Here is a 15895-nt window from a genome sequence, read left to right as displayed (position 1 = left end):
CCGGGGGTACTGTCGATCCCCGGCCGCCGCCATTCACTCTTTCGCTACGTCCAGCGCAAGGTTGAGGCCAAGCACATTGACCACAGGCTCACCCATGAAGCCGAGTTCCCTGCCCTCGACTTGGGCATCGACAAGCGCCTTGACCCTGGCTTCCTCGATGCCCCTGGCCTTGGCCACCCGAGCGACCTGGAAGTAGGCGGCTTCCGGGCTGATGTCGGGATCGAGGCCACTGCCGGACGTCGTCACCAGGTCCATCGGCACAGGCTGGTTCGGCTTTTCCGCTTTCAACTTCTCGGCCTCGCCCTTGATACGATCGATCAGCTTGGGATTGGTCGGACCGAGATTGCTGCCGCTCGAGGCGGCTGCATTGTAGCCGTCGCCGGCAGCCGAGGGGCGGCCGTGGAAATACTTGTCGCTGGCAAACCCCTGGCCGATCAATTCGGAGCCGATGATCTTGCCGTCCCTCTCGACCAGGCTGCCATTGGCCTGCCGCGGAAACAGCGCCTGGGCGATGCCGGTCATGCCCAGGGGATAGATCAGGCCGGTCAGGACCGTGAAGAAGACGATCATGATGATCGCGGGTCTTATCTGGGTGAGCATGGAGATGTTCCTCAAAGCAATTCCAGGAAAAGTGTGAAGCGGTTTTCCCTAGGGAATTGCGTTAAAACAAAGAGTTAAGCGAGGCCAAGCGCGGTGACGATCATGTCGATCGCCTTGATGCCGACGAAAGGCACGATGAGGCCGCCGAGGCCGTAGACGAGAAGATTGCGGCTGAGCAGCGCGCCGGCGCCGATGGCCCGATATTTGACGCCCTTCAGCGACAGCGGGATCAGCGCGATGATGATCAGCGCGTTGAAGATGATGGCCGACAGGATGGCACTCTGTGGCGTCGCCAGATGCATGACGTTGAGTGCCTGCAGCGGACCGGTCGTCTGTCCCGGTGCGACGTAGAAGACAGCGAACATCGCCGGGATGATGGCGAAATACTTGGCGACGTCGTTGGCGATCGAGAAGGTCGTCAGCGAGCCCCGCGTCATCAAGAGCGCCTTGCCGATCTCGACGATCTCGATGAGCTTGGTCGGATCGCTGTCGAGATCGATCATGTTGCCGGCCTCGCGGGCGGCAACCGTGCCGGTGTTCATGGCGACGCCGACATCGGCTTGCGCGAGGGCTGGCGCATCGTTGGTGCCGTCGCCGCACATGGCCACCAGCTTGCCCTTGGCCTGTTCGTCGCGGATCAGCTTCAGCTTGTCCTCCGGTGTGGCCTGGGCGAGGAAGTCGTCGACGCCGGCTTCCGCAGCGATGGCCGCCGCCGTCATCGGGTTGTCGCCGGTGATCATCACCGTGCGGATTCCCATGCGGCGCAGTTCGGTGAAGCGCTCCCTGATACCGCCCTTGACGATGTCCTTGAGGTGGATGACGCCGAGCAGGCGGCCGTCGCGTTCGACCGCCAGCGGCGTGCCGCCGGACTTGGCGATCTCGTCGGCGATGGCCTGGAGATCCCTGACGGTATCGCTGCCGGGCCGCGTGGCATGGGCTGCGACCGTCGATTGGTTGACATGGGCAAGCACGGAATCCACGGCGCCCTTGCGCACCGACGAACCATCGATGTCGACGCCGCTCATACGGGTCTGTGCTGTGAAGGGCACGAAGGTGGCGTGCAGCGTTGCCATGTCGCGGGCGCGGATGGCGTATTTCTCCTTGGCCAGCACGACGATGGAACGGCCTTCCGGCGTTTCGTCGGCGAGCGAGGCAAGCTGGGCCGCGTCGGCCAGTTCCTGTTCGGTGACGCCCTTGACCGGGCGGAACTGCGTCGCCTGGCGGTTGCCGAGCGTGATCGTGCCGGTCTTGTCGAGCAGCAGCGTGTCGACGTCGCCTGCGGCTTCCACGGCGCGACCCGACATGGCCAGCACGTTGAATCGCACCAGGCGGTCCATCCCGGCGATGCCGATGGCCGAAAGCAGCGCCCCGATCGTGGTCGGGATCAAGGTGACGAACAGCGCCACCAGAACGGTCACCGAAATGTAGCCGCCCGAATAGGAAGCAAAACTCGGGATCGTCGCGGTGGCCAGCACGAAGATCAGCGTCATGCCGACGAGCAGGATGTTGAGCGCGATCTCGTTCGGCGTCTTCTGGCGCTCCGCACCTTCGACCAGCGAGATCATGCGGTCGAGGAAGGTGTGGCCGGAAGCCGCCGTGATGCGCACGCGAACCCAGTCGGACAGCACCTGCGTGCCGCCGGTGACCGCCGAACGATCGCCGCCGGATTCGCGGATCACCGGCGCGGATTCGCCCGTGATCGCGGCCTCGTTGACCGAAGCGACGCCTTCGATCACTTCGCCGTCGGACGGGATGATGTCGCCGGCCTCGACCAGCACGGCATCGCCGACCTTGAGGCTGGTGCCGGGCACAAGTTTGTATTTGGTGCGGTCTTCACCGGTTAAAAGCTTGGCCTTGGTCTCGGTGCGTGCCTTGCGCAGCGAATCCGCCTGCGCCTTGCCGCGGCCTTCTGCGACCGCTTCGGCGAAGTTGGCGAACAGCACGGTGAACCAAAGCCAGATGATGATCTGCAGCGTGAAGCCGAGATTGCCGCCGCCGGAGACCAGGTCCTTGACGAACAGCACGGTGGTGAGCGCCGAGACGACGGCAACGACGAACATCACCGGGTTCCTGGCCAGCGTGCGCGGGTCGAGCTTGCGGAAGGCGCCGCCGATGGCGGGAAGCAGGATGCTGGCATCCATGATGCTGGCTGATTTCGAGTTGCTCATTTTGAAGCTCCGGCTTCGGTGTTGTTGGACGGCACCGGATGATCGGATGCCGAAAAGAGATGGGGCGGCCCGTAGGCCAGCAGCCAGAGGACGAGCATGACTGCCGCAAGGCCGAGAAACGTCGACAGGGTCGGGAAAGGAGGAGGTCCCTCCTCCTTTCCGTGATCGTCCCTGTGGGCGACCTTGCGGCGCATGGCATTGAACCACGACATGGCGGCCTCAGAAGGTCTGCCCGTGAGCCATCGCCAGGTGCTCGATGATCGGCCCGACGGCGAGCGCGGGGAAGAAGGTGAGGCCACCGACGATCAGGATGACGCCGATCAGCAGCCCGACGAACAGCGGGCCGTCGGTCGGGAAGGTGCCGGCGGAGGCCGGAACCGTTTTCTTCGCCACCAGCGAGCCGGCAATGGCCAGCGCCGGGATGATGACCAGGAAGCGGCCCATCAGCATGCCGATGCCGATGGTGATGTTGTACCAGGGCGTGTTGCCGCTGAGGCCGCCAAAGGCCGAACCGTTGTTGGCCGCCGCCGACGTGTAGGCATAGAGGACCTCGGAGAAGCCGTGCGGGCCGGCATTGCCCATCGACGCCACGCCGGTCGGCAGCACGACGGCGATGGCCGTGAAGATCAGCATCGCCAGCGGCAGGCACAATATGGCCAGCATCGCCATCTTGACCTCCTTGGCCTCGATCTTCTTGCCGAGATATTCGGGCGTGCGACCGACCATCAGGCCGGCGACGAAGACGGCGACGACGATGTACATCAGGATGCCGTAGAGGCCCGCGCCCACACCGCCGACGATGACTTCGCCAAGCTGCATGTTGATGATCGGGATCATGCCGCCGAGCGCCGTGAACGAGCCGTGCATGGCGTTGACAGCGCCGCAGGAAGCGGCCGTGGTAATGACGGCAAACAGCGCCGACAAGGCGATGCCGAAACGTGTCTCCTTGCCCTCCATGTTGCCGCCGTCGATGCCCAGCGCATGCACCAGCGGGTTGCCGGCGGCTTCCGCCCAGTAGCAGATGGCGACACCGGCGATGAACATGACGCCCATGGCCGAGAGGATCGCCCAGCCCTGGCGCTGGTTGCCGATCATGCGGCCGAAGACATTGGTCAAGGCGGCGCCGATGGCGAAGATCGACACCATCTGGATCAGGTTGGAGATCGCGTCGGGGTTCTCGAACGGGTGCGCGGCATTGGCGTTGAAGAAGCCGCCGCCATTGGTGCCGAGCATCTTGATGGCCACCTGCGAAGCGACCGGGCCGACGGCGATGGTCTGCTGCGCGCCTTCGAGCGTCGTGGCGTTGACATAGGCGCCCAGCGTCTGCGGCATGCCGAGCCAGACATAGGCCAGCGTCAGCACGACGCAGAACGGCAGCAGCAAATAGAGTGTGGAGCGGGTCATATCGACCCAGAAATTGCCGATCGACTTGCCCGAAGCCCGGGCAAAGCCGCGGATCAGCGCGATGGCGATGGCAATGCCCGTGGCCGCCGAAACGAAGTTCTGCACCGTCAGCCCGGCCATCTGCACGAGATAGGACATCGTGCTCTCGCCACCATAGTTCTGCCAGTTGGTGTTGGTCATGAAGCTGGCGGCGGTGTTGAAGGCGAGCCCAGGCTCGACCGCTGTCATGCCGGCCGGGTTGTAGGGCAGGCTGCCCTGCAGGCGCTGCAGGGCGTAGAGCACCAGGAAGCCGGCGAGGTTGAAGAGCAGCAGGGCGACCGCGTAGGTGGTCCAGTGCTGTTCCTCCCGTTCGCTGGTTCCGCAAACACGGTACAGCCCGCGCTCGAGCGGGCCGAAGAGGGGCGAGAGCAGCGTCCGGTCGCCGTCGAAGACGCGGTGCATGTAGCCGCCGAGCGGCTTCACCAGCAATATCACGATCCCGCAATAGACCAGGATCTGTATCCAACCGTTCAGTGTCATGGCTGTGGCTTTCCGTGCCTTCAGAAGCGTTCTGGACGAACGAGCGCGTAGGTCAGGTAGGCGAGCAGGAACAGCGTCACGCCGCCACCGAGGATATAGTCGACGATCATTTTCTCAGCCTCGCTCTAGAGCGCGTCGCAAGCTTTGATGTAGGCGAAACAAAGGGTGAAGAACAAAATTCCGATCCCGATAACGGATATATCCATTGTGTTATTCCTTTTGTTCTTTTGTACTTTGCGAATTGACAGGAGATTTCGCAATATCTCGAAATTGTCCCGTTGCATCTTTGGCGACGAAACCGAATGTGTTTTCTGAAGGGAATATGGACCCGATCGCCATAAAGGTTCGAGACGGGGCGCAGTGGAAAGAAATAGGAATTTCATAAAGATTTTTGCGCGGGCTCTTCCCAACACTCCACGCAGGGATTGTCGCGCAAGGCAGGCGGCCAGCCACAGGATTGCGATTTGCTTGCGAGCTGCCGGAAACGGGAAAGCCCGGCTGGGGCCAGCCGGGCCTTCTATGGTGGTGTGGCTTTAGCCGCCACGGAGGGTATCGATCTTCAGGCGGCGTAGCCGCCATAGCCACGCGCAACCGCGTGCACGCCCGCCACCGGCTCGAGGTCCGGCCACAGGATACAAGAAGCTTGCGCAAACTGGACGAGCGCGTGGCGGGCCTGCTCGATGGTCACATAGCCTGGGATGGCGAGTTCACATGCTTCCACCGCGTTGCGGTAGAGCGGGCCGCGGCGGGAGGTCGTCCAATTGGTGAGGAAGTCGTGCATTTCGGCCAGCGACGCAATCTCGCGTTTGAAGCCAAGGCCGACCGAGAGTGCGACCGGGGAATGAAACAGCTTGTCGTGCATGAAGCGGGCTCCTGGTTTTTTTTGCGCGCTTGGAGAGATATCCGGGCGGATCCGCGAACGGGACGCCCTGAAACGCGCAATGAGGCCGGAGGTTCCAGACTTGGGTCTTGGCGGTTTTTGATTGTGTCTGGTCGGCGAAATTATCAATTTCGCAGCGCAACGATCATGTGCCGGACGCTCAACGGCTCCGCTTCCACTTGGCGACGGCAGGCTCTCCAAAATCCCGAAGGAGCCATCGAGATCGCTTGCCGCCCTGAGGCTCACGCCTTCATAGCGGCGGCCCGGAAGGCCGGCAAAGCCTTCACCGACTGACGCCTTTCCCGCTCCCGATACATCGCCCCAAGAGGCGTGTCGGAGGCGGGGCCCTTTATTGTACGAACCCCTGTTCCGCCATGCAGGCTTTGAATGTGCTGTTCGATGCCATCGCCCCGGCAATCCACAGCCGTCCCGCCATCACCTGCGTTTCGCCTGCGCGACCATTGCAAATTGCCTTGGCCCTCTCGAAACGGCTGTTTTTTGTTGTGGCCTGAACCTCACGCCACTGCCCTGACGACGTCGTGTTGTTGCACCCGACAAGGGCCAAGCTAAGCGCGGCTATGAACATGGAACGCATCCATCCCTCCCGGTTTGGCGCAGAATGCTGGAAATTGAAAACGAGGGCAATAGATCGACCCGATCACGGGATAGTTCCGCCAAGGGAACAGTTCCGCTAATGCATTGAATTTATTTGATTTTGACGGATTGTCGTGCGGTCTTCTACCCCACTGGGACCGCGATGACGCGTCGCAACAGGAGCGGGACCGATGAGCATCAACTACAGCACCCTTGAAGCCGACGTGGCCGAGTGGATGAAGGGCACATTGAGCACGTCAAGGAATACTGTGGCGAAGGTGAAGCCTACGCCGAGGCGGTGCGGTTGCTTGAGGATGACCGTGGCAGGCCCTGCAGTGGTACCGTGGAGGACGTGCGGAAGGCCGCTTGAGGAATGATGCCAGATTGGTCTAAGTTATTGGTCTAAGCCGCCAGGCAACCGATCTGCCAAGGCAATTGAGCGCCATTGCTGTCGCGCACGATTACATCGTTCGGCATGCCATCTCCTGTGATTGGCAGGTTTCAAGGGCAGAGCGCGGCGGGATGTTTACCGCCCTGCTTCGCGCAGAGGCTCGGGCTTGTCCTGCGAAGTTCGTAGAGCGAAGCAGGATGGCGGAGAGAGCGGGATTCGAACCCGCGTTACGGTCTCCCGTAAACACACTTTCCAGGCGTGCGCCTTCAACCACTCGGCCACCTCTCCGTCCATGCATGTCGCGTCGGCCGGTTTTGCCGCGCGGGTTGGGGAGATGCACCTCCCTTGGGGCAAGACGAAACTTTCGCCATCGGCGTCGCCAACCAGCAAACGCCTTCCCCTGCACCTGAGCCGTCGAAGCAACAGGCGCGGGGCTCATCTAGTCGATCCGACGGCGAATGCCAAGCCATAACGGCAGTCTATTCGCTTTGCCGGCCACACAGTGTTTCACGAGGCCGCCGGCATGCCCGTTTTTGCGGGCGCCGCCGCTGCAATGGTGTGCACAGGCAGGACCGCAGGGACGGCCGCCCTTGACTTCCCCCGGAGTTGCCTGTCGGGTGCCGAGGCTTTGCGGGGGCATTGTGCGGAGATGACATCGAGCAATGGACAGACGCCAGTCAGGCGGCCGGACAGCGGGCTGTCCTTCGTGCCGGTGGGCTGGCTTGTCTTCGTCATGGCGTGGTCGGTCTACGGCCTGATCTCCGTCTGGCCCGCGGTCGGCGCCACCGGCCTGCCAGACAGCGTGCTTTACCTTATCTATGGCGGGCTCGTCGTCGACATCGTCACCATCCTATGGGGGCTTTACCTGCTCGGCCTCGCCTTCGGCCGCTCGGCCCGCTTCCCGCGCCAGTTCACGATCTGGCAGATTGCCATAATCGTCGGGCTGCTGGTCATCCATGCCTATGCCCCTACGGTGCCGGGATTCGTCTTCTCGGGCCAGGCGCTTGTCATCACCGGCACCGAAATCGCCATCGGCGCGCTCTGCATCTATCTGTTGCGCCATGGATCCGAAGCCGATGCCGTTTATGTCAATCCGAAAACCGAGAGCCCATCGGCCTTCGTCTCGGTCATCGCCGCGCTGCTCGGCATCGTCCTGGGCGCGGTCATCGGCGCCGTGGGCGGATTCGCCATCGGCTCGGTGATCGCCGATGCCACCGAGATGAGCTGTTTCGAGGGCGCCTGCGGCTATTTCGCCGTGTTCACCGGCCTGGCCGGTCTGGTGATCGGCGCCATCGGCGGCGGCGTTTTTGCTGTCTGGCGTGTCCACCGGCACAAAAGGAAGCCGGCCGCATAATTCGCGCGGGCAACAAATCCGGGTTCACACGGTCTTTGAAGACTTCGCCGGCAAGTCGGTTTGCGGCCACCAAACGCAAAAACCCGCCTGTGCGGCGGGTCATCTGTCGTCCGGCCCTCCGTTGACCTGAGTTTGGAGTCTGCAAATTCGCGTATGGCGATTGCGATCCAGCCATGCGCATTCTATCTCTGAAAAGCCCCTCGGCAGAGGACCAGCCCGGAGGAGGGTTCTGATGTTTCGCTTCGTCTTTCGTCTTGCTGCAATGATCGCGCTGTCGATTTCCGTCATCATGGCGGTGCTCGACGCGACACGCACAGTGGCGGCCTCCGTGCTGGTGCTGACCCCGCTCAACAGCAGTTGGCTGGCGGTCTCGCCCGACACGCGGGCCGCCTTCGAGACCTTCATCCGAACCAAGACCAGCCCGCTGCTGTGGGATGGCGCCATCGCCTGGGTGCTGAACCAGCCGGGCTTCGCCGTGTTCGCGGTGCTGGCTTTCCTGCTCTATGCGATAGGCTACAGGCGGCAACGTCGCGCCGGACAGTTCGTCGCAAACTGATCCGCTTTCCGCGAAGAGAGGGAAACCCGCGCATGTTCTTTCTCAGCGACATGCTGAACAAGAAGCTCAATCTGCCGAAGCCCTCCGAGGCCCTGCCGGGCCGCGCCAGGGCGATCCCGACCGCATCCAGGCACAAGGTCTTGAAAAGACCGCTCAAGGGTCCTTATCCCGAGGGGCTGGAGACGGCCATGTTCGGGCTCGGCTGCTTCTGGGCTGCGGAGCGGCTGTTCTGGCAGATCGAAGGCGTCTGGGTCACCGCGGCCGGCTATGCCGGCGGCTTCACGCCCAATCCGACCTATCAGGAGACCTGCACCGGGCTAACCGGTCATGCCGAAGCGGTGCTGGTGGTCCATGACCCCGGGATCGTCTCCTATGCTGGGCTTCTGAAGCTGTTCTGGGAAAGCCACGATCCCACGCAGGGCATGCGCCAGGGCAATGATGTCGGCACCGCCTATCGCTCCGCGATCTACACGAGCGACGAGGCGCAACTGTTGGCGGCGCGCGCCTCGCGCGATGCGTATGAGACCTCGCTGCGCGGTGCCGGCCACGGCAGGATCACCACCGAGATCGCCCCGGCGGCCGAATTCTACTTCGCCGAAGCCGATCACCAGCAATATCTGGCAAAGAACCCTTACGGCACCTGCAACCTCAAAGGCACCGGTGTCGCTTGCGCCATCCCTGCCGCCGCCTCCGCCTGACACAAGCTGCGGTGCGGCTTGCCCGCACCAAGCTTTTCCAAAAGGTCAAAATTCCGCGTGAATTTTGTTTCGGGCCATGCCAGATTGCCGCCGAGCGGGAGGGAATACACTCCTGGCTGACGTCGCATGCCTGCCGGAGAACCGGGCCGGCATGCGGTGCGTAACGGAAAAAATAACCGACAGGGTGTGGATCACATGAAACGTATCGTTCTCGGCCTCCTGGCCGCAACCGCAATGGTTCTTCCGGCTTTCGCCGCGGATGTCCAGCCGGCCATCCTCTATGATCTCGGCGGCAAATTCGATAAATCCTTCAACGAGGCTGCCTATCACGGCGCCGAGAAATTCAAGACGGAAACCGGCACGGCCTACGTCGAATTCGAGGTCTCCAACGCCTCACAGCGTGAGCAGGCGCTGCGCCGCTTCGCCGAGGACGGCCACAACCCGATCGTCATGGCCGGCTTCGCCTGGGAGGATGCACTGAAGAAGGTCGCGGCCGAATATCCCGATCTCAACTTCGCCATCATCGACGACGCCGTCGACATGCCCAATGTCCGCTCGCTGGTATTCAAGGAAAACGAAGGCTCCTATCTCGTCGGCATCATGGCGGCGATGGCCTCGAAGTCGAAGAAGGTCTCCTTCGTCGGCGGCATGGACATCCCGCTGATCCGCAAGTTCGAATGCGGCTATGTCGGCGGTGCCAAATCGGCCGGCGCGACCGATGTCATCCAGAACATGACGGGTGACACGCCGGCTGCCTGGAACGATCCGGCCAAGGGCGGCGAGATCGCCAAGACGCAGATCGACCAGGGCTCCGACGTGGTCTATGCCGCGGCAGGCGGCACCGGCGTCGGCGTGCTGCAGGCGGCGGCAGATGCCGGCAAGCTCGGCATCGGCGTCGATTCCAACCAGAACGGCCTGCAGCCCGGCAAGGTGCTGACCTCGATGCTGAAGCGCGTCGACGTCGCCGTCTACACCGCCTTCATGGACGGCAAGAACGGCACCTTCAAGGGCGGCGTCGAGAATCTCGGCCTCAAGGAAGGCGGCGTCGACTACGCCATGGACGACAACAACAAGGCGCTGGTGACGGACGAGATGAAGGCGGCCGTCGAAAAGGCCAAGGCCGACATCATTGCCGGCAAGGTCGAAGTACACGACTATACGACTGACAACGCCTGCCCCTATTGAGCGGCACGAACATACAGCCATGATCTGCAAACCGCCGGGCGCCAGCCCGGCGGTTTTGCCTTTACCGGATCGAGCGAAACCTTCGCTCCGTGCCGGACACCGTTTCGAGATACAGATGCAGCCGACGATCGGACCCATGGGCGAGCACGACGTAGCAGCGGTCGCGCAACTGCGCCTGTCTGCCTTTTTCGAGGGAACCGGAAGGACTCTCGGGGAAGATGCTGCAGGGCTTCGCGACTTGATCGCCGGTGACGGTTTCGAGGCGGCATTCGTGGCCCGGATCGGCGACACCCCGGTCGGGACATGCCTGCTGGTCCGCCACGAATTGGAGCCCGCGCATGATCTGACGCCATGGCTGGCCGGGTTGGTTGTCGATGCAAGGTATCGACGCCAAGGCATCGCCACCGCGCTGGTCAAGGCAACGGAAGCCCATGCGGCGTCACGGGGCGTCGAGATGCTCTATCTCTACACATGGGATGCGCGTGGTTTCTACGCGGCCCTCGGCTGGAACATCGTTGAGATATGCAGTTCGGACGGCGAGACGATGGCTCTGATGTCTCGCCGGCCTCGCCTATAGCAGCTTCGCGACGAGACAACCGAGCGCGAACGCCACCATCAGTCCGGCGGCAACCACAAATCCACGCCGGCCGCCCAGCGCGTGGACGCCGACGCCGTATGGCCGCTGCGACAGGCTTCGGATCACGGTTGGCGGCCTGGCGTCGCTCAGGCCAGAACTACGCATCTGCGGCAGGTCGCCAATGCGCTGCGTGATCTGCTTCCAGCGCTCTTCGCCATCCCCCGGTTCGGCACGGTCGAAGACGTGCATGCGCTCGGCAAGTCGCACGACCTCGTCGCGGAAGGCCGGGTCGATCTCCAGATCACGTTCGGCCCGTTCGCGCTCCGCATCGTTCATCAGGCCACGCACATAGTCGCTGGCCCGTGCAATGCGATCGCTTTCACTGGCCATGGCGTGCGCCCTTCCCTTTTTCCTCACCAGTGCGGCGGCTTGGTTACAGGCACTTCATCTCCCGTCTGCTCCTCCAGCGCCAGGAAGCGATCCGTCAGCGCGTCGAGCTTGCGCTGCATGCGCTCGATCACTTTCCACTGCTCGGCGATCTGGCCGGACAGTTCCTCGATGGTCTTCTCCTGCTCGGCGGCGCGGATTTCCAGCGTCGTCAGCCGGTCGGCGGGTATGGTCATGTGAATTCCCCAGTCTTCACCGCGATGTCTTGCGCCGCGATGTCTTGCGCCGCAATGCGAATTTCGGCTCCGTCATACTAGCGAATGTGAAGGCCCCGGCCACGTTGCAAATTGACAAGCGCACCGGGATTTGTCGAGAGTGAACCTGCTCCGCCAATTGGCACGGGCGGAGCGTCATGCTAGGCGTTTTGACCAAGCGATAAAAAAATAAGAGTGGGACAGGCTGCATGGCGCAAGCCGCAATCGAGTTGATCGGCATCAACAAGAGTTTTGGTGCGGTGCGCGCCAACCGGGACATCAATCTTGAGATCGGTCGCGGCACGATCCACGGCATTGTCGGCGAGAACGGCGCTGGCAAGTCGACGCTGATGTCGATCCTCTACGGCTTCTACCAGGCCGACAGCGGCGAGATCCGCGTTGGCGGCCAGCCGGCTTCGATCAAGACCCCCAATGACGCCATCGCGCTCGGCATCGGCATGGTGCATCAGCACTTCATGCTGGTCGACAATTTCACAGTGCTGGAGAACGTCATCCTCGGCGCCGAAAGCGATGCGCTCTTGAAGAAGAGCATCGCCAAGGCGCGCTCCGAACTGGAGCGGCTGGAGCGTGAATACGGGCTGGAAGTCGATCCCGATGCAATCATCGAGGAACTGCCGGTCGGCCTGCAGCAGCGTGTCGAGATCCTGAAGGCGCTCTATCGCGGCGCCGAGATCCTGATCCTCGACGAACCGACGGGCGTTTTGACGCCGGCCGAAGCCGACCATCTGTTCCGCATCCTTCGGCAGTTGAAGGACCAGGGCAAGACGGTGGTGCTGATCACCCACAAATTGCGCGAGATCATGGCCATCACCGACACGGTGTCGGTCATGCGCCAGGGCACGATGGTGGCGACGCGCGAGACCAGGAAGACGACTGTCGAGGAACTGGCCGAGCTGATGGTCGGCCGGCGCGTGCTCTTGCGGGTCGAGAAGGGCGAGGCAGAGGCCGGCGCCGTCAAGCTCGCAGTCAAGAACCTGACGGTCAGGGATACGCGCGGCGTCACCATGGTCGACGACATCTCCTTCGATATCAGGGCCGGCGAGATCGTCGGCATCGCCGGTGTCGCCGGCAACGGACAATCCGAACTGCTCGAGGCGATTTCCGGCATCAGGCGTGCCGTTTCCGGCTCGGTCATGCTGGATGGCAAGCCGATCGACCTGACCGGTGCCGCCGACCCCGGAGAGTTGCGCGACCGTGGCCTGGCGCATGTGCCGGAGGACCGCCATCACGTCGGGCTGGTGCTGGCCTTCGAGGAGAACGAGAATTCGATCCTCGGCTATCACGATGATCCCCGCTATTTGAAGGGGCCGTTCCTCAACATCGATGCCATCCGCAACGATGCCAGGGACAAGATCGCCAAATACGACATCCGCCCGGCCGACTGCCGGCTGAAGACCGCCAATTTCTCCGGCGGCAACCAGCAGAAGATCGTGCTGGCACGGGAGATGGAACAGGACCCGGGCGTGCTGATCGTCGGCCAGCCGACACGCGGCGTCGATGTCGGCGCCATCGAGTTCATCCACAAGCGCCTGATCGCCATGCGCGATCAGGGCAAGGCGGTGCTGGTGGTGTCGGTCGAGCTGGACGAGATCCGTTCGCTGTCCGACCGTATCCTGGTGATGTTTGCCGGCCGCATCGTCGGCGAGCGCGGCTCCGAAGCGACCGAGGGCGAGCTCGGCCTGCTGATGGCCGGCATCGAGCACCAGGAGGCCGCGCAATGAGCACGCCTTACGCCAAACTGCCGGCCTGGGCCGACTATGGCCTGATCCCGCTGATCAATCTGTTCGTCGCCTTCGTCGTCGCCGGCTTCGTCGTGCTTCTGGTCGGTGAGAATCCGTTGCGCGCCGCCGTCATCCTGGTCGAAGGCGCCTTCGGCAAAGGCACAGGCATCGCCTTCACCCTGTTTTATGCCACCACCTTCATCTTCACCGGGCTTTCGGTGGCGGTGGCCGCGCATTGCGGCCTGTTCAACATCGGCACCGAGGGGCAGGCCTACATCGCCGGCCTTGGCATCGCCATCGTCTGCCTGAGCTTCGACAGTACACTGCCGTGGTGGCTGACCTTCCCGCTGGCGATCATTGCTGCGGCGGCGGTGGGCGCATTGTGGGCGCTTATCCCGGCCTATCTGCAGGCCAAGCGCGGCTCGCACATCGTCATCACCACCATCATGTTCAACTTCATCGCCGCCTCGATCATGGTTTACCTGCTGGTCGGCCCGTTGAAGCCAGCCGCCTCGCAAGCGCCGCAGACGCGCAACTTCCTCGCCGGCGCGGAACTGCCCAAACTCAACTGGATCATCGAGCTGTTCGGCGCCAAGATCCGTTCGGCGCCGCTCAACGTCACCTTCCTGCTGGCGCTGGTCATGGCCTTCCTGGTCTGGCTGCTGATCTGGCGCACCAAGCTCGGCTACGAGATGCGCACCTACGGTCACAGCCCGAAGGCGGCACGCTATGCCGGCATTTCCGAAACCCGCATCATCATCACCGCCATGATGATCTCGGGCGCACTGGCCGGCATGATGGCGCTCAATCCGGTGATGGGCGATCAGCACAATGTCGCCATCGACTTCGTTTCCGGCGCCGGCTTCGTCGGCATCGCCGTGGCGCTGATGGGCCGCCTGCACCCTGTCGGCATCGTATTGGCGGCGGTCCTGTTCGGCATGCTCTACCAGGGCGGCGCCGAACTCGCCTTCGAGATGCCGGCAATCAGCCGCGACATGATCGTCATCATTCAAGGCCTGGTGATCCTGTTTGCCGGTGCCCTCGAGCACATGTTCCGGCCCTACATCCAGGCGCTGTTTGCCTCGTTCAGTCCGCGATCGGTCGGCATGGAAGCGGTCAAGGGGAAAGGTGCCTGAGATGGATGTGTTCAACGCGATCATCCAGACACTGGACTCCACCATCCGCCTCTCGGTGCCGCTGCTGCTTGCTTGCCTCGCCGGGCTCTATTCGGAACGCGCCGGCATCTTCGACATCGGCCTCGAAGGCAAGATGCTTGTCGGCGCCTTCGCCGGAGCGGCCGCAGCTTCCGTGTTCCATTCGGCCTTTCTCGGCCTCGGCATGGCGGTCGTGATCTCGGTCGCCTTCGCCATGATCCACGGCTTTGCCTCGATCACTCATCGCGGCAACCAGATCGTCTCCGGCGTGGCGATCAATTTCATCGCCGCCGGCTCGACCATCATCCTCGGCCAGGCCTGGTTCCAGCAGGGCGGGCGCACGCCGGCGCTGCAACCGGGCGAGCGCTTCGAGGCCATCACCCTGCCGGGCGCCGAGGCCATCCGCGACGTGCCGATCATCGGACCGATCTATGCCGAACTCCTGTCGGGCCACTCGATCCTGGTCTATCTTGCCTTCCTGATGGTGCCGTTCACCTGGTGGGTGCTGTTTCGCACCCGCTTCGGCCTGCGCCTTCGCGCCGTCGGCGAGAACCCGGCCGCCGTCGACACCGCCGGCATCTCGGTCGCCTGGCTGCGCTACCGGGCGCTGATCTGCACCGGCATCCTCACCGGCATTGCCGGCGCCTACCTGTCGATGGTGCAAAATGGCGGCTTCGTGAAGGACATGACTGCCGGCAAGGGCTATATCGCGCTGGCAGCCTTGATCTTCGCCAAGTGGAAGCCGGTCAACGCCATGTTCGCCTGCCTGCTGTTTGGCTTCCTGGACGCGGCGTCGATCCGCCTGCAAGGATCCCCGCTGCCCATCATCGGCAAGGTGCCGGCGCAGTTCATGCAGGCGTTGCCCTACATCCTCACCGTCATCCTTCTCGCCGGCTTCATCGGCAAGGCAATCCCGCCACGCGCCGGCGGCGTGCCTTATGTCAAGGAACGTTGAGCGACGGGTCGGCTTTGCGCCGGGTTTTGAACACGATCACGGAGAGAACGCTGAATGTCGCATGATCTGTTCGAGGCCGCCAAAGCCGCCATGGCCAAGGCCTACGCGCCCTATTCTAAGTTTCCGGTCGGCGCTGCCTTGCGCACCGAGGACGGGCGCGTCTTTACAGGCGCCAACATCGAAGTCGCCTCCTATCCGGAAGGCTGGTGCGCCGAGACCACGGCGCTCGGCCACTACATTATGGGCGGCGGCGGCAAGATCGTGGAAATCGCCGTCCTAGCCGAACGCATGGCCAAATGCTCGCCTTGCGGCGGCTGCCGCCAGCGGCTTGCCGAATTCTGCCGGCCGGAAACAAAGCTCTATCTCTGCGACAATGCGGGTGTGGCCGAAACCGTGACCATGGGCGACATGCTGCCTTACGGCTTCCGCGGCGATATTTTGAAATGAGCAACAGGCTCAAATGAACAGCTGGCAACG

The 15895-nt window shown here is 63.0% G+C and carries 18 protein-coding genes and 1 tRNA gene; 9 read left to right on the top strand and 10 right to left on the bottom strand.

Going from position 1 to position 15895, the window contains the following annotated elements; translation table 11 throughout:
• Positions 1-33: 33 nt before the first annotated feature.
• The 8 genes from kdpC to LB559_RS25780 form a co-directional block, all read right to left on the bottom strand.
• Entirely contained in the window at positions 34-600 is a 567-nt protein-coding gene (kdpC, locus tag LB559_RS25815; RefSeq protein WP_127365906.1) for a potassium-transporting ATPase subunit KdpC, read from the bottom strand.
• Positions 601-674: 74 nt separating this feature from the next.
• The gene (gene kdpB, locus LB559_RS25810) at positions 675-2768 is read right to left on the bottom strand and encodes a potassium-transporting ATPase subunit KdpB (RefSeq protein ID WP_027161361.1); all 2094 of its coding nucleotides are present in this window, start codon (positions 2766-2768) and stop codon (positions 675-677) included.
• Positions 2765-2962, bottom strand: a complete 198-nt coding sequence (locus LB559_RS25805) for a hypothetical protein (protein ID WP_224621338.1) — start codon at positions 2960-2962, stop codon at positions 2765-2767. Before LB559_RS25805 ends, kdpB begins: the two co-directional genes overlap by 4 nt.
• A 25-nt stretch (positions 2963-2987) precedes the next feature.
• Entirely contained in the window at positions 2988-4691 is a 1704-nt protein-coding gene (gene kdpA, locus LB559_RS25800) for a potassium-transporting ATPase subunit KdpA (RefSeq protein ID WP_224675276.1), read from the bottom strand.
• 20 nt (positions 4692-4711) lie between these two features.
• On the bottom strand, positions 4712-4801 hold the full coding sequence (locus LB559_RS25795; RefSeq protein ID WP_032808122.1) for a K(+)-transporting ATPase subunit F: 90 nt from the start codon (positions 4799-4801) through the stop codon (positions 4712-4714).
• 449 nt (positions 4802-5250) lie between these two features.
• A complete protein-coding gene (locus LB559_RS25790) occupies positions 5251-5553 on the bottom strand; it encodes a DUF982 domain-containing protein (RefSeq protein ID WP_013529642.1) in 303 nt (100 codons plus the stop codon).
• A gap of 367 nt (positions 5554-5920) precedes the next feature.
• On the bottom strand, positions 5921-6166 hold the full coding sequence (locus LB559_RS25785) for a hypothetical protein (RefSeq protein ID WP_224675275.1): 246 nt from the start codon (positions 6164-6166) through the stop codon (positions 5921-5923).
• 588 nt (positions 6167-6754) lie between these two features.
• A tRNA-Ser gene (locus LB559_RS25780) sits at positions 6755-6844 on the bottom strand.
• Between the two features lie 361 nt (positions 6845-7205).
• On the opposite strand from LB559_RS25780, the gene LB559_RS25775 reads away from it, so the two are divergent.
• The 5 genes from LB559_RS25775 to LB559_RS25755 all read left to right on the top strand — a co-directional run bounded on the left by LB559_RS25775 (position 7206) and on the right by LB559_RS25755 (position 10926).
• Entirely contained in the window at positions 7206-7910 is a 705-nt protein-coding gene (locus tag LB559_RS25775) for a hypothetical protein (RefSeq protein ID WP_224675274.1), read from the top strand.
• A gap of 232 nt (positions 7911-8142) precedes the next feature.
• Entirely contained in the window at positions 8143-8466 is a 324-nt protein-coding gene (locus tag LB559_RS25770) for a hypothetical protein (protein WP_024502789.1), read from the top strand.
• Between the two features lie 32 nt (positions 8467-8498).
• Positions 8499-9164 (top strand): peptide-methionine (S)-S-oxide reductase MsrA, encoded by a 666-nt coding sequence (gene msrA / locus LB559_RS25765; RefSeq protein WP_224675273.1) that lies wholly within the window; start codon positions 8499-8501, stop codon positions 9162-9164.
• Positions 9165-9359: 195 nt separating this feature from the next.
• Positions 9360-10349, top strand: a complete 990-nt coding sequence (locus tag LB559_RS25760; protein ID WP_024502791.1) for a BMP family protein — start codon at positions 9360-9362, stop codon at positions 10347-10349.
• Positions 10350-10464: 115 nt separating this feature from the next.
• Entirely contained in the window at positions 10465-10926 is a 462-nt protein-coding gene (locus LB559_RS25755) for a GNAT family N-acetyltransferase (RefSeq protein WP_013529636.1), read from the top strand.
• Here the strand turns inward: LB559_RS25755 and LB559_RS25750 are convergent.
• Together LB559_RS25750 and LB559_RS25745 are read right to left on the bottom strand one after the other, a co-directional pair.
• Positions 10921-11316, bottom strand: coding sequence for a hypothetical protein (locus LB559_RS25750; RefSeq protein ID WP_127368211.1), 396 nt, complete (start codon positions 11314-11316; stop codon positions 10921-10923). The two genes, LB559_RS25755 and LB559_RS25750, sit on opposite strands and share 6 nt — an antisense overlap.
• A gap of 23 nt (positions 11317-11339) precedes the next feature.
• On the bottom strand, positions 11340-11549 hold the full coding sequence (locus tag LB559_RS25745) for a SlyX family protein (RefSeq protein WP_013529634.1): 210 nt from the start codon (positions 11547-11549) through the stop codon (positions 11340-11342).
• A gap of 227 nt (positions 11550-11776) precedes the next feature.
• Here LB559_RS25745 and LB559_RS25740 point away from each other — a divergent pair, with 227 nt between their 5' ends.
• The 4 genes from LB559_RS25740 to cdd are packed head-to-tail and all read left to right on the top strand — an operon-like array spanning position 11777 to position 15865.
• Positions 11777-13309 carry an ABC transporter ATP-binding protein gene (locus LB559_RS25740; RefSeq protein WP_224675272.1) on the top strand — a complete coding sequence of 511 codons (1533 nt, stop codon included), beginning with the start codon at positions 11777-11779 and terminating at the stop codon, positions 13307-13309.
• Positions 13306-14445: an ABC transporter permease gene (locus LB559_RS25735; protein WP_024502793.1), complete on the top strand. Its 1140-nt coding sequence runs from the start codon at positions 13306-13308 to the stop codon at positions 14443-14445. The genes LB559_RS25740 and LB559_RS25735 overlap by 4 nt, the downstream gene beginning before the upstream one ends.
• Before the next feature lies 1 nt (position 14446).
• Positions 14447-15418 carry an ABC transporter permease gene (locus LB559_RS25730; RefSeq protein ID WP_013529631.1) on the top strand — a complete coding sequence of 324 codons (972 nt, stop codon included), beginning with the start codon at positions 14447-14449 and terminating at the stop codon, positions 15416-15418.
• A 54-nt stretch (positions 15419-15472) separates the two neighbouring features.
• Complete coding sequence (cdd, locus tag LB559_RS25725) at positions 15473-15865, top strand: cytidine deaminase (RefSeq protein WP_013529630.1); 393 nt, start codon at positions 15473-15475, stop codon at positions 15863-15865.
• Positions 15866-15895 lie beyond the last annotated feature (30 nt).

The organism is Mesorhizobium sp. BR1-1-3, from assembly GCF_020165455.1.
Taxonomy (GTDB): Bacteria; Pseudomonadota; Alphaproteobacteria; order Rhizobiales; family Rhizobiaceae; genus Mesorhizobium; species Mesorhizobium ciceri.
This window is presented reverse-complemented; position numbering and strand designations above follow the sequence as displayed.